Consider the following 13,410-nt stretch of genomic DNA (forward strand, 5'->3'; position numbering starts at 1 on the left):
TCGCCGTCCACCGTGGCAGCTGATGCAAGGAGGGGCAATATACCCAGTTCGCCCGGGCCCGGCAAATGGCGGCGCGGGCTGGCGAGGGGCGCAGGGCCCGCCCTGGCGGCCGCCATGCCATCCTGGTAGGCGATGACGGCAAGCTCTGCTATAATTCGCGCCCTTTTGTTAAGGTCACCCGAGTCAATGACATGAAGTTCATCATCAAGCTGTTTCCGGAAATCACCATCAAGAGCAAGTCAGTGCGTCAGCGCTTCACCAAGATGTTGCAGGGCAATATCCGCAACGTGTTGCGCCGTTTCGACGAGGACGCCCGCGTGCGCATGGATTGGGACAAGCTGGTGGTGAGCTCGCGCAACGATCAGTTCCACGCCCAGTATCTCGAGACGCTGGCCTGTATCCCGGGCATCCAGTACTTCCTCGAGGTGAAGCTGAGCAACTTTACCGATCTGCACGACATCTTCGAGCAGACCCGCGCCGTCTGGGGCGATCGTCTCAAGGGCAAGACCTTCTGCGTCCGTGCCCGCCGGGTCGGCAAGCACGACTTCAGCTCCCTGGAGCTGGAACGCTACGTGGGTGGCGGCCTCAACCAGCACTGCGAAACCGCCGGTGTGCGCCTGAAGAAGCCGGATATCCAGGTCAACCTGGAAGTGGAGAACGACGAGCTTTACATCATCAGCGCCGTCCACCACGGCATGGGGGGCTTCCCCATGGCGACCCAGGAGGATGTGCTGAGCCTGCTCTCCGGCGGTTTTGACTCGGGCGTGGCCTCCTACCAGTTCATCAAGCGCGGCTGCCGGGTGCACTACTGCTTCTTCAATCTCGGCGGCGCCGCCCACGAGATCGGTGTCAAGCAGGTGGCCTACTACCTGTGGAACAAGTTTGGCGCCTCCCACAAGGTGCGTTTCACCGCCATCGATTTCGAACCCGTGGTGGCGGAGATCCTGGAGAAGGTAGACAACGGCCAGATGGGGGTGGTGCTCAAGCGGATGATGATGCGCGCCGCCGGCAAGGTGGCCGACCATTTCCAGATCCCGGCCCTGGTGACCGGCGAGTGCGTGGGTCAGGTATCGAGCCAGACTCTCACCAACCTGAATGTCATCGATCGGGTGACCGACAAGGTGATCCTGCGCCCCCTCATCACCTGGGACAAGCCGGACATCATCAGCGAGGCGCGCCGCATCGGTACCCTGGAGTTTGCCGAGACCATGCCGGAGTATTGCGGCGTTATCTCCAAGAAGCCGACCGTGAAGGCTGAGCTCACCCGCATCGAGGCGGAAGAGGCCAACTTCGACTTCGCCATCCTGGACAAGGTGGTGGACGAGGCGCGCTACCTCGACATTCGCCGCATCGGTGAAGAGACCGCCGCCCAGGTGCAGGAGGTGGAGACCACCCAGGTGCTGGCCGCCAACGAAGTGATCCTGGACATCCGCTCCAGTGACGAGCGTGACGAGAAGCCGCTGGTGGTGGAAGGGCGCGAGGTGCTGCACATCCCCTTCTTCAAGCTGGCGACCGCCTTTGGCGATCTGCCGAAAGAGCAGACCTACCTGCTCTATTGCGATCGCGGCGTGATGAGCAAGCTGCAGGCGCTCTATCTGAAAGAGCAGGGCTTTGACAACGTCAAGGTCTATCGCCCCTGAGTACGGTGATACCCTGCCAATAAAAAATCCGGCCATGAGCCGGATTTTTTATTGCACGCCTGGTTGTACGCGCCGCCCCCTATGGGCAGGGGACAGGGGTGAAGGTCGCTTGCCCCTGACAACGCCAGCCCATCTGGGCCTGACGCATCTGCCACAGGTTGTCACTGCGAAACAGGGTGAGGATGTAGAGCATGTCGTTCTTGCTGCCATCGAGGGCGACGGAGAGCACCAGATCGTTATCCAGCTGTTGAGCCTGGATACGGCTGGGGACGTCACCGTGTCCCACGAAGCGCAAGGCGATGGCCCTGTAGTCGTTCACCCAGGTTTGCTGCCTGGTGTTGGCCTGGCGGATCTGCTGGTTGAACTCCTGCACCGGGGTGGAGGCGAGCCGTCCAAACAGGAGCTGGGCGTTGGCACAGCTGGAGGCGACCAGGAGTAGCAGCGAGGTAAAGATCCCGATTTTTTGCATGAAGGTTCCTGCCTGACAACGACTGCCCTCTATGACAACAGAAAAGCCCGCGAGGTTCAATCCGGCGGACGGGTGTCATCGTTCTGTTCGGCTCCCTGGTATTCAGCCCCGTTGCAGGCTGAAGGTGGGGAGGGAGAGGTGCCAGTAGATGGCGGCGACCCGCAGGCCAAACACCACCCCCATGCTGACGAACATGGCCAGCACCCGCTCCACCTCGCACTCGAGGGCCACCGTGTAGACGATGCCGCCGAGGATGCAGGCGGTGGCATAGATCTCCTTTTGCAGCACCATGGGGATCTCCCGGGCCAGCACGTCGCGGATCATGCCTCCCGCCACCCCCGTCATGGTGCCCATCAGGACGGCGATGAGACCGGAGGCGCCGAAGTGAAGGGCTTTCTGGGCCCCGATCACCGTAAAGAGCGCCAGACCGAAGGCATCGGCCACCGGCAGCACATACCAGGGCAGGCGCTTGGGCAGCCCGGCCAGCCACATCCCCAGCAGGGCGGTGACCAGAATGACCCAGATATAGAGGGTGTCGCGCACCCAGAATACCGGGGTGGCTCCCAGGATCATGTCGCGTATGGTGCCGCCACCGATGGCAGTGACCGCGGCCAGCACCAGCACGCCGAAACCGTCCATCCTGAGGCGCCCCGCCACCAATACCCCCGAAAACGCGAATACCGCAGTACCAAACATGTCGCTGATGTAAACAATCTGCTCAACCAGTGTCTGCATGGAGAACAACTCACGTCCAATAAATGATGGGGCGGCGATTTTAGGGGCAAGGGGCGCGTGTGAGCAATGCCGGCATGCAAAAGTGGGAGCCAGAGCGGGTTTCTGGGGGCGTTGGCCTGGGCCGATGAGAGAGGCTGAGACGGCAAGGTGGCTGATGCCGGGAGCACAGACAGATTTGTGCATGATGAGGCGAAAAATTTGCTAAAGCATCGGGCGGCGGTGCCGTTACTAAGGGGGAAGCAAATGGAAGGGTGTCAGGAAATCCAACTTTTTGCAGTGCTGCGGATCTGGTCATCACCACGTTGAATCAGATCTGCCTCAGTCACCGGCAGCGGATTGGCCCTGCGGACTGAAGAGGGATCTCAATCGCCGTGCGCTGGGATCCGCAGTTTTAGACTCATCAGGAGAATTCATTATGTCCATGTTCATCAGCACCAACGTCTCGTCGCTCAATGCCCAGCGCAACCTGGCGAACTCCAGCAAATCCCTGGATACCTCCTTCACCCGCCTTGCTTCAGGGATGCGTATCAACAGCGCCAAGGACGATGCGGCCGGTCTGCAGATCTCCAGCCGGATGACCTCCCAGATCAATGGCCTGGATCAGGGCAACCGCAACGCCAATGACGGAATCTCCCTGGCCCAGACTGCGGAAGGGGCCATGGATGAGGTGACTGGCATGCTGCAGCGTATGCGTACCCTGGCTCAGCAGTCTGCCAACGATACAAACAGTGATGACGACCGTGCGGCCTTGCAAAAGGAAGTAGTTGCGTTGCGGGATGAAATCACTCGGATCGGTAGCGATACCACATTTGCAGGCACAAATCTCTTTGCTGCGGATAAAGAATACAAGTTCCAAGTTGGAGCGGACGCGGGCCAAACTATCAAAGTCGAGCTCAAAGCCATGAGTGCTACCACTTTAAATATCGGCGCATATGACATAGCAACTGAGGCAGGTGCCCAAACTGCGCTGGGGGCCATCGATGACGTGATAAAAACAGTGGATGGCTATCGTGCCGATCTGGGTGCGGTGCAAAACCGGCTGGACTCCACCATTCGCAACCAGTCCAATATCTCGGAAAACGTCAGTGCCGCCCGCTCCCGCATTCGCGATGCGGACTTCGCCACCGAGACCGCCAATATGACCAAGCAGAATATCCTGCAACAGGCCGCTTCCAGTATCCTGGCCCAGGCCAACCAGCGGCCGCAGTCTGCCCTGCAGTTGCTGGGTTAAGCCGGTCTTCCATTAGCCACTGATACAAGGAGCAGCAGATGGCCAATGAATCGATAGTCATGCCTTCTGTTACTTCGACGCTACACCAACATGGCGGCCCTCAGGCCGCCATGTCTGTTTCTCGCCCGCCTGCCCCGGCTGGGGAGGGTGGGCTCAAACAGGCCAGTGTCGAGCCGACGGACAAGGTTGTGTCGGCGCCGCCCATCCACGCCCACCCATCCGAATCGCGCATGGGAAATAACCAGATAGAAGAACAGGCCCAAGAATTGCAGGAAAAATTGGCCAATTTGAGCAAGGTGAAGGGGTGGACCATCAACTTTAGCCTGGTGCCCGAGCTCGACAGGCCAGTGATCCGGGTCATCGATGCCGAGACCGAGCAGGTGATCCGTCAGATCCCGAGCGAGGAGATGCTGTTGCTAAGCAAGAGATTGAAGGCGATGGAGCAGGGCCATGGCGATGAGTTCAGCCTCTCAGGGCTGCTGTTTGATGGTCAGGTATAGGTTGTTAACGAGATAAGAGGAGCATGTTATGGCGATTACCTCCGCCGGGGCGGGGTCGGGCATCGATCTCGAGAGCGTGATCACGGCGAGCATCGCCGCCAAAAAGGCGCAGTTGCAGCAGCCCATCACCACCAAGCAAACCAGCACCAATATCACCTTGTCTGGCATAGGCCAGCTCAAGTCCTCCCTCACCGCCTTCACCGATATCCTGGACACCTTGAGCAAGCCCGGCGCCTTCAACAAGCGGGCCATCAATATCACCCAGGATAAAGATGACCCCGTGCTGGCAGTGGAGAGCAAGAGTGGCGGCTCCAACGGTCAGTACAATATCACCGTCAACAAGTTGGCAACCACCAGCCGTCAGGAAGGCATCTTTGACAGCTCGACCGCGCCGCTCATCACCCAGGATGGTCAGCTGACCTTCAAGGCGGGGGACAAGGAGTTCACGGTCGACGTCAAGGCGGGGGATACCCTGCAAAACATTCGCAAGCGTATCAACAACCATGGCGACAACTTCGGGCTCAGTGCCAACATCGTCAACACCGCAGACGGCAAGGCCAAGTTCATCATCGACTCGGGCGTGTCGGGGGATGGCAAGGATCTGACCATCAGCGGCAATACCGGTGAGCTGGGTTTGCTTACAAGTAAAATGGCGCAGACCCAAGCTGCGTCCAGCGCCGAGATCCTGGTGGATGGCAATGTGCTCAAGAGTGACACCAATGTCTTCGATGACACCATCCAGGACTTGAAACTGACGGTGCTGCGGGTCTCCGACACCGACAGCAATGGCGATCTCAAGTCCAACAAGGTAGATATCACCACCGACAAGACCGCCATCGAAGAGACGGTGCAGAAGTTTATCGATGGCTACAACGCGCTGCAGGAGAAACTGAGCGGTTTGGGCAAGCGCAGCAGCATCGTCGGTGGGGTCAGCCAGGATGATGGCGGGGCTCTGGCGGGGGATTCCGTGACCCGGGCCATCAGCAACTTCATGACCAACGTCATTACCAACCCGGGCGGTACCAGCACCACCTATTCCACCATCTTCGAGCTCGGCGTCAAGATGGATAACAAGGGCAAGCTCTCCCTCGACAAGGAGAAGTTTGGCGAGGCTATCGACAAGAACTTCGATCAGGTGGCTGGCCTGCTTGGCGGGGATGAGGGGTTGGCCGCGACCCTGACCAAGGGCCTGAAGGAGTATACCAAGTCAGGGGGCATGCTGGCGCAACGGACCGATACCCTCAACTCGGATCTGCGCAGCCTGAGTCAGAAACAGGCCACCACCAATGAGCAGTTGGTCAAATATGAGGCCGCCTTGCGTGCCCAATACGGCAGCCTGGATGCCCTGCTGGTGAAAATGAACAACTCGGCGGCCGCCCTGACCGCATTGCAGATAAACAGTAACTGAGAGTGATATTTCGAGGACCCATGTCATGTACCACCGTAATCTGAAAGCATACAAGGCGACCAGCATAGCGGCCGATCTGGCGGTCGCCGACCCTCATCGAGTCATTCAACTGATGATGCAGGGACTTCTGGAGTGCCTCGCACAGGCGAAGGGAGCCATAGAGCGCAAGGACATGGAGGCAAAGGCCAGAACCATCTCCAAGGCGCAGGGGCTGGTGCATGGCCTTCAGGATGGGTTGGACATGACACAAGGGCAGATAGCCGAGGATCTGTTTGCGCTCTATGCCTACATGGATGAGCGCATCTGGGACGCCAGCCTACGGCGTGACGTTCAACCCCTCGACGAGGTCATGACACTGATGGTGACCATCAAATCTGCCTGGGATCAAATTACCGACGCAGATAAGCAACAGGGGTTTCAGCTAAGGCAAGCGTCAGGGAGTGTGCTGTGAATGAGCTGAACGCTTATGACGATGCCTTGACCGATAATATCGCGACACTGCAGCGATTATTGGCGAACCATCAGTATGAAGAGGCCTTGGCTTGTATGGATGAGCGTCTGGCGCTCATCAGGACACTGACAGACTTTTCCCGGCAGCAGACGATAGCGTCAACTGAAATGGCAGCCTTGGTCAGACGCCAATTGACAAAAGAGCAGGAACTGAGGAGTCAGGTTGACGCGTTCAAAAAAGAGATCGCCACTCAGTTGGTTACCCTTAACAGGGCCAATAAGGCGAAATCTAGCTATCGAGTGAACCGGTAGTCATAGACAGTCAGATGACGCGAATCGTCGTTCGAAAACGTCACTGCCGTGAGTAATGGATTAATCCCGTTGTTTAGATAGTCGGGTGTTCGCGGTCACTTTCCCAATATGAAGTGAACATGAATTGCACGCACATCAGGTTTTTATATGCCCTCATTTATTGTCGAGTTCTGGTCAAGCATCTTCGGCATACTGGCTAAAGTGTCAGTATTCACCTTGGTAAGGAAACTGTTCCCCTCAGCCATCACCGCTCGATTTGTCGATTTTTGGGTGCTGAGTCACCTCATGCTATCCATGGTGGCGGTAGTGGTCGCCGTCTACTCACCCTATCCTGTGATTGGATATCTTTTCATGGGGTATGGGTTTCTTCGAACCTTTGAGATCGTCGTGTACCAGACGAACGTCTTGCTGTTTGATGAGTACCGGGTAGTCAAGGCGGGCGGTGAATATCGATTGGAGGGCTACCGCCGTATTGTATTATTGTTGCTGCATAATTACTTTGAAATCATTCTTTGGCTTGCATGCACATATACGGTGATGGTTGCTGACTTCGAACATAAATGGCAGCCGGGAGCCGGGACAGTCTTTGGTGGTATTTATAGCAGCTTCATCACAATGACGTCATTTGGCGATTTTAACTTATTCCCCAAAAACACGTTGGCCGCATTCGTCCTTCTCTTCCACGCCACAGTGGGCCTGTTCATGACACTGTTGAGTCTGGCTCGGTTTATCAGCCTGATCCCTGCACCCAAAACCCGTGATATCGTAGAGATAAAACAAATTGAGAATGCCAAAGACAGCTAGCCGCCATCATGTGGTGCTCTTTGGCTGCGCTTTCCATCAGTGGCAATACAATTGTCTTGCTGATACTAAATAGGTGATTATTTGCTGATGTCATGGCATGTATATTGCAAGCATCTTGTGCCTACGCCAAGAGGTGTAGGCACATCCGGAATATTTTCTTGAGGACATCAGCATGACCCATTCCCTGGTCACCCCCAGGTACTACCGAGATTTTCAGTGTATTGGCGACAAGTGTGAGGATAATTGCTGCCATGGATGGACGATTTCCATCGACAAGAAGACTTATCGTAACTATGTCAGCCATCCCGATCAGCTGATTCAAAGCACGGCCAAGCAGCATATTGAGAAAGTGAAAAAATCAGATGCTCACTGGGGAACTATCCGCATGGATGAGTCTGGTGCCTGCCCCTTTCTGGATGGCGTCGGGTTATGCAATGTGCACAAAAAGATGGGTGCCGAGGCACTGAGCCACACCTGTAAAACCTACCCCAGGCAACTGCAGCAATTTGGTGTCCAGCACAGACGAAGCCTGATGCTCTCCTGCCCGGAAGTGAGCAGGCAGGTACTCTTGAATCCAGATGCTATGGTGGTTGATGTCACCCCATTCAAGGGGCAGGTCAGGGTCTCTCCCGTGCCCAGCACCATTGATACACTGCATTCATTGAGTATCGATGTGCTGCTCGCCGATGGTATGACGATAGAGGATAAACTATGGCTGATCGGTATGTTGGTGCACAGGGATGAAGGCAAGGGATCAAACCAGGCATTTATCGAACAATTAATTCCAATGATCAATGATGGCCAGTTAAGCGAGGTGTTCTCTCAAATTCCATTCATCGGTAAAGTCCAGTGGTGGGCCTTACGTACCTTGACACATCTATTAATACAGAATCAGCAGCGCCGTGGGAGAGCAGTGATGGCCCGCTGCCTGAATAAGATCCATCAGGTGTTAGAGGGTGAGTTTTATGAAGATAAGTTGCTGCAAATACATCAAAGCTGGCACCAGAAGGTAGTGCCATTTCTGGCGGATCGCCCCCATATTCAACAAAATTATTTGCTTTATCATGTCTACCACAATCAGTTCCCAGCTGGATATGACGCCCCACAAGTAGCCTATCAAGTTCTCATTGCAGACTACTTCTTGCTGCGCAGTTATTTATCCTTGATCGCGATGGATGAGGCACCACTCACCGAGCGCGATATTACGGATCTATTTTATAGCTATCATACACTCCGCCAGCACAATCCCAAGTTCTTGACCGTATTGACGCAAGGCCTGCAGCAATCGGGGTTGGCCAGCGATATTACGCTGTATGCACTATTAAAGACGGGCAATGATTAATACGGGGTTAGATGTTCGTCAGGATTATGGCTGAGTGCTCTGTCTGCTCTTCACCCAGCCTGGATAGTCGCCGCTCAGGTGATAGACGTGGCCAAACCCGGCCTTTTCCAGCTCGGCTTGTGCCAGGGCGGCCCGTCGGCCGCTGCGGCAATAGACCACGATCGGCAGCCTTCTGTCATCGCCGAGCTCGGCCAGACGGGTGCGCAATTGCTCGTGGGAGATGTTGATGGCGCCGGGAATGTGCCCCTCGGCAAATTCCGCCGGGGTGCGCACATCCAGCAACAGGGGGCGCTTGCCCGACTGCTGCTGCCAGCTTTGCAGGGTCTGGTTGTCGATGGGGACGGCCGCCAAGACGGGGCTGGCGAGGGCGGCGCACAGCAGCAACAGACAGGCTCGGGGTAAAAGGGCCATGGGTGACATCCTTATCTAGGGGAGGGAGGTGCGCGCCGCGGCGATGGCCAGGCACACCTGTTCGACCGCGTTGAGTGCCCGCGGGGTGAATCTGTGCAGCTCGTCCGGGTTGATCAGGGCAAGCCTGCGCGCCTTCACGGCAGTCAGGCTGGGCCACTGCTGCCAGTGGGCCAGCGCCTCTGCATCCCGGCTGCCGGCGAGGATGAGCTGGGGATCGGCCTTGATGATCTGCTCCAATCCCACCTGGGGGTAGGGGCTGGCGGCGTTGGCGACCAGGTTGTCGCCGCCGCACAGGGTGATGGCCTGGGCAGGCCAGGCGACGCCGCTGACGCTGGTGAGCGGTGGGTACCAGAGCTGATAGAAGACGCGCACCGGCTCGCCATGGCCGTATCTGGCCTTGAGCGCCGCCAGCCTGGCCAGATAGGCGTCTGCCTGGGCGTCGGCACTCTGCTGCAATCCCAGCCGCGCTCCCAGGGCCCGGATCTCCTGACCCAATGAGGCGAAATCGGTGGGCTCTGAATAAAACACCGGTATGCCGAGCTGCTCGATGGGTGCCAGCATGCGGGATTGGGCCGAGCGCCAGGCCACCACCAGATCGGGCTTTTGCGCCAGCAAGGCCTCCACATTGATGCTGCGGTAATTGGCCACATGGGGCAGGGTGCGCGCCTCGGGCGGCGTGTCGGAGGCATCGTCGGTGGCGACGATGCGATCCCCGGCCCCCATGTCAAACAGCAGCTCGGTCAGATGGGGGGTGAGGCTGATGATGCGCCGGGGCGGCTCGGCGGCCTGCCCGCTGGCGGTCGCCAGGCTGGCCAGCAGCCAGAGCCGCGTCAGGGCGGTGCCACGTCTAACCATGGCTGCCTCCCGCCAGGGTGATCAGCAGCGCCAGGGCCAGCCATCCCCAGCCGATGCACTGCAGCCGGCTGAGCAGTCGGCGCGGGCTATCCCGGTCGGGATCGCCCCCATTCCCCAGCACCGCCAGCCTCACCAAGGTTCCCTGATAGTAACGGGGCCCGCCCAGGCGCAGCCCAGACTGGCAGGCCAGGGCGGCGAGCAGGGCGCCGGCGGCCGGGTGGGGCCAGTGGGTCAGACCATGGCGCCATGCCCGTCCCCCCTCCTTGAGACGGGGGAACAGGGCGGGCAGGGCCAGCAGCAGGGCTGCCGGGGCGATCAGGGCCTGATAGAGGGCCGCAGCCGGGCGGCCGAAGTGGGCGAACGCTGCCTGCTTGCCGCTCCAGGCGAGGTGACCGAGCTGGGCGAGGCGCCAGAGCAGCGCCCCCTGCACGCCGGCCAGGGCAAAACCGAGCAGGGGGCCGGCCCAGCCTCCGAGCAGGCGCAGCAGGGTGCTTTCGCACAGGGCCTTGGCGAGCCCCATGGCCGAGAGTTTGCCCGTCTCGCGCCTGAGCCAGGGGGCGGCTTGCAGCCGCGCCAGGGGCAGGGTATCGCCCTTGAGCAGGGCGCCGCCGGCACTGGCCAGGGTGCGCAGGGGGCGAGACTCTATCAGCAGCAGCAGGCAGAGCAAGTCAAACAGGGGCTCGCTGAGGGAGAGATTGCGCACCGCCCAGAGCCCGGCGGCGCAGGGCAACCAGACCACCAGCAGGGCCAGCACCCCGGCCTGCCACTGGGCCCGGGGGCTCCCGTCCGGGCGATGCACCTTGTGGCCGAGGCGAACCAGCAGGGGCTCGGCGGCGGAGAGGCGCAGCCACTCCGGCCTTGGCAGCAGGGCCTCGAGCAGGGCGGCAGCCGCAATGAGGGCCGCGGGGGGGGCGGCAATCATGGCCAGGGTGTCGGAGGAGGGGAGCGGGATCACAGCTTGCCGAGCAGGGAGAGGATCACCTCGGCGGAGTGCTGACCGGCGACCTCGATGAAGGCGTCGAAGGATTCCACCTGCTCCTTGCCGGCGATGTCGGACATGGCGCGCACCACCAGATAGGGGACGCCGAACATGTGACACACCTGACCGATGGCGGCCCCTTCCATCTCCACCGCCAGCATCTGCGGGAAGTCGGCGCGGGCCTTGGCGATGGCGTCCGGCTTGCACATGAACTGATCGCCGGTGCAGATGAGGCCGACCTGGGTCTGGTGCTTGCCTTGCTCGGCGATGCAGGCCTGGGCCAGGGCGATAAGCTTGTGATCGCAGGGGAAGGCGGCAGGCTGCTGGGCCATCTGACCCATCTCGTAGCCGAAGGCGGTCACGTCCACGTCGTGGAAGCGCATCTCGCTGGCGATGACCACGTCACCTATGTGCAAGTCCTGGGCGAAGCCACCGGCGGATCCGGTGTTGATGACGCAGTCGGGGGCGAACTTCTCCAGCAGCAGACTGGTGGCGACGCTGGCGGCCACCTTGCCGATGCCGGAGCGGGTCAGAACTACCTCCTTGCCGGCCAGGGTGCCGCAGTAAAACTCGCAGCCGCCGACCCTGGTGGTGGTCATGTCGCTCAGTTGGCCGCGCAGCAGGGCAACTTCCTGCTCCATGGCGCCTATGATACCTACTCTCATCGCAAACCTCGTCTATGGGCATAGCCCGGCTAAGTTGCGGCAATCATAGCAAAAAATGGTGCCAAGCCCAGCGATGAGGCGGCCCTGGCCGCGCGTCTGCATAAAAAAGCACCCCCGCAGGAGCGAGGGCGCGGCCGATGGCCCCGGATGAGAGTGGGGCTGCCCATGGGCCCGTGGCGAGGCGGCTCAGACCACCAGGTAGTCCATGATCCCCTCTGCGGCCTTGCGGCCCTCGTAGATGGCGGTGACCACCAGATCCGAGCCCCGCACCGCATCGCCACCGGCGAACACCTTGGGGTTGGTGGTCTGGAAGGCAAAGTCATTCTGCTCTGGCGCGAGGATCCGCTCGCGGCTGTCGAGCTCGATACCATACTCCGCCATCCAGGGCTGGGGGTTGGGCTGGAAGCCAAATGCCATCACCACCGCATCGGCGGCCAGCACCTGCTCGGAGCCTTCGATGACCACAGGATTGCGGCGGCCGTTGGCATCGGGGGCCCCCAGCTCTGTGCTCACCACCCTGATGCCGCAGGTGCGGCCATGGGCATCCAGCTCGACGCCGATGGGTTGCAGGTTGAACATGAATACCACCCCCTCCTCGCGGGCGTTTTGCACCTCCCGCTTGGAGCCTGGCATGTTCTCGGCATCGCGGCGATAGGCGCAGATCACCTTGTCTGCCCCCTGGCGGATGGCGGTGCGCACGCAGTCCATGGCGGTATCGCCGCCCCCCAGCACCACCACCTGCTTGCCGGCGAAGTTGATGTAGTCGCTCTGTGCCTTCTCGAACCCCAGCAGCCGGTTGGCGTTGGAGATGAGGTAGGGCAGGGCGTCATAGACCCCCGGCGCAGTCTCGTTCTCGAACCCGCCCTTCATGTACTTGTAGGTGCCCACCCCGAGGAAGACCGCATCGAACTCGCCGAGCAGGTCGGCGAAGGAGACATCCTTGCCCACTTCGGTCTCGAGGCGAAACTCGATGCCCATGGCCTCGAAGATCTCGCGGCGGCGCTGCATCACCTCTTTCTCCAGCTTGAAGGAGGGGATGCCGAAGGTGAGCAGGCCACCGATCTCCGGGTACTTGTCGAACACCACGGCGCTGACCCCGCTTCTGGCCAGCACGTCGGCGCAGGCCAGGCCCGCCGGGCCCGCACCGATGACGGCGACCCGCTTGCCGGTCTGGACCACGTTGGAGAGATCCGGGCGCCAACCCATCTCGAACGCCTTGTCGGTGATGTACTTTTCGATGTTGCCTATGGTCACGGCGCCGAATCTGTCGTTGAGGGTGCAGGCACCCTCACAGAGTCTGTCTTGCGGGCAGACCCGGCCGCACACCTCCGGCAGGCTGTTGGTCTGGTGGGAGAGCTCCACCGCCTCCAGGATGCGCCCCTCGTTGGCCAGTTTCAGCCAGTTGGGGATGTAGTTGTGCACCGGGCACTTCCATTCGCAATAGGGGTTGCCGCAGTCGAGGCAGCGATCCGCCTGCATGCCGACCTGAGCCTGGTTGAAGGGCTCGTAGATCTCCACAAACTGGATCTTGCGGATCTTGAGCGGTTTCTTCGGCGGGTCGACCCGCTGAACATCGATAAACTGGAATACGTTCTGGCTCATAGGTTCC

At 59.7% G+C, this 13,410-nt stretch carries 15 protein-coding genes; 8 read left to right on the plus strand and 7 right to left on the minus strand.

Annotation, left to right across the window (positions count from 1 at the left end):
• The first annotated feature begins 191 nt into the window (after positions 1 to 191).
• Complete coding sequence (gene thiI, locus ACW5W4_RS12035; RefSeq protein ID WP_456689525.1) at positions 192 to 1,640, plus strand: tRNA uracil 4-sulfurtransferase ThiI; 1,449 nt, start codon at positions 192 to 194, stop codon at positions 1,638 to 1,640.
• A 79-nt stretch (positions 1,641 to 1,719) separates the two neighbouring features.
• Here the strand turns inward: thiI and ACW5W4_RS12040 are convergent, their stop codons facing one another.
• Positions 1,720 to 2,109 carry a hypothetical protein gene (locus tag ACW5W4_RS12040; protein WP_408797437.1) on the minus strand — a complete coding sequence of 130 codons (390 nt, stop codon included), beginning with the start codon at positions 2,107 to 2,109 and terminating at the stop codon, positions 1,720 to 1,722.
• Positions 2,110 to 2,211: 102 nt separating this feature from the next.
• Complete coding sequence (locus tag ACW5W4_RS12045; RefSeq protein WP_234690786.1) at positions 2,212 to 2,844, minus strand: trimeric intracellular cation channel family protein; 633 nt, start codon at positions 2,842 to 2,844, stop codon at positions 2,212 to 2,214.
• 415 nt (positions 2,845 to 3,259) lie between these two features.
• Here ACW5W4_RS12045 and ACW5W4_RS12050 point away from each other — a divergent pair, with 415 nt between their 5' ends.
• The 7 genes from ACW5W4_RS12050 to fliB all read left to right on the plus strand — a co-directional run bounded on the left by ACW5W4_RS12050 (position 3,260) and on the right by fliB (position 8,891).
• Positions 3,260 to 4,075, plus strand: coding sequence for a flagellin N-terminal helical domain-containing protein (locus ACW5W4_RS12050; RefSeq protein WP_456689526.1), 816 nt, complete (start codon positions 3,260 to 3,262; stop codon positions 4,073 to 4,075).
• Positions 4,076 to 4,113: 38 nt separating this feature from the next.
• A complete protein-coding gene (locus ACW5W4_RS12055) occupies positions 4,114 to 4,575 on the plus strand; it encodes a flagellar protein FlaG (RefSeq protein ID WP_456689527.1) in 462 nt (153 codons plus the stop codon).
• A 28-nt stretch (positions 4,576 to 4,603) separates the two neighbouring features.
• Positions 4,604 to 5,983, plus strand: coding sequence for a flagellar filament capping protein FliD (fliD, locus tag ACW5W4_RS12060; protein WP_456689528.1), 1,380 nt, complete (start codon positions 4,604 to 4,606; stop codon positions 5,981 to 5,983).
• Between the two features lie 25 nt (positions 5,984 to 6,008).
• Complete coding sequence (fliS, locus tag ACW5W4_RS12065) at positions 6,009 to 6,434, plus strand: flagellar export chaperone FliS (RefSeq protein WP_456689529.1); 426 nt, start codon at positions 6,009 to 6,011, stop codon at positions 6,432 to 6,434.
• Complete coding sequence (locus tag ACW5W4_RS12070) at positions 6,431 to 6,745, plus strand: hypothetical protein (protein ID WP_456689530.1); 315 nt, start codon at positions 6,431 to 6,433, stop codon at positions 6,743 to 6,745. The genes fliS and ACW5W4_RS12070 overlap by 4 nt, the downstream gene beginning before the upstream one ends.
• 147 nt (positions 6,746 to 6,892) lie before the next feature.
• Positions 6,893 to 7,549, plus strand: coding sequence for a hypothetical protein (locus tag ACW5W4_RS12075; RefSeq protein ID WP_456689531.1), 657 nt, complete (start codon positions 6,893 to 6,895; stop codon positions 7,547 to 7,549).
• Positions 7,550 to 7,721: 172 nt separating this feature from the next.
• Positions 7,722 to 8,891: a flagellin lysine-N-methylase gene (gene fliB, locus ACW5W4_RS12080; protein WP_456689532.1), complete on the plus strand. Its 1,170-nt coding sequence runs from the start codon at positions 7,722 to 7,724 to the stop codon at positions 8,889 to 8,891.
• 24 nt (positions 8,892 to 8,915) lie between these two features.
• Here the strand turns inward: fliB and ACW5W4_RS12085 are convergent, their stop codons facing one another.
• The 5 genes from ACW5W4_RS12085 to ACW5W4_RS12105 all read right to left on the minus strand — a co-directional run bounded on the left by ACW5W4_RS12085 (position 8,916) and on the right by ACW5W4_RS12105 (position 13,403).
• The gene (locus tag ACW5W4_RS12085; protein ID WP_456689533.1) at positions 8,916 to 9,302 is read right to left on the minus strand and encodes a rhodanese-like domain-containing protein; all 387 of its coding nucleotides are present in this window, start codon (positions 9,300 to 9,302) and stop codon (positions 8,916 to 8,918) included.
• A gap of 15 nt (positions 9,303 to 9,317) precedes the next feature.
• The gene (locus tag ACW5W4_RS12090) at positions 9,318 to 10,157 is read right to left on the minus strand and encodes a cobalamin-binding protein (RefSeq protein ID WP_456689534.1); all 840 of its coding nucleotides are present in this window, start codon (positions 10,155 to 10,157) and stop codon (positions 9,318 to 9,320) included.
• Positions 10,150 to 11,112, minus strand: coding sequence for a cobalamin biosynthesis protein (locus tag ACW5W4_RS12095; RefSeq protein ID WP_456689535.1), 963 nt, complete (start codon positions 11,110 to 11,112; stop codon positions 10,150 to 10,152). Before ACW5W4_RS12095 ends, ACW5W4_RS12090 begins: the two co-directional genes overlap by 8 nt.
• Positions 11,109 to 11,801: a 5'-methylthioadenosine/S-adenosylhomocysteine nucleosidase gene (mtnN, locus tag ACW5W4_RS12100; protein WP_456689536.1), complete on the minus strand. Its 693-nt coding sequence runs from the start codon at positions 11,799 to 11,801 to the stop codon at positions 11,109 to 11,111. Before mtnN ends, ACW5W4_RS12095 begins: the two co-directional genes overlap by 4 nt.
• Before the next feature lie 186 nt (positions 11,802 to 11,987).
• A complete protein-coding gene (locus ACW5W4_RS12105) occupies positions 11,988 to 13,403 on the minus strand; it encodes an FAD-dependent oxidoreductase (RefSeq protein ID WP_456689537.1) in 1,416 nt (471 codons plus the stop codon).
• Positions 13,404 to 13,410 lie beyond the last annotated feature (7 nt).

The sequence above is a fragment of the Aeromonas crassostreae genome (genome assembly GCF_054052445.1).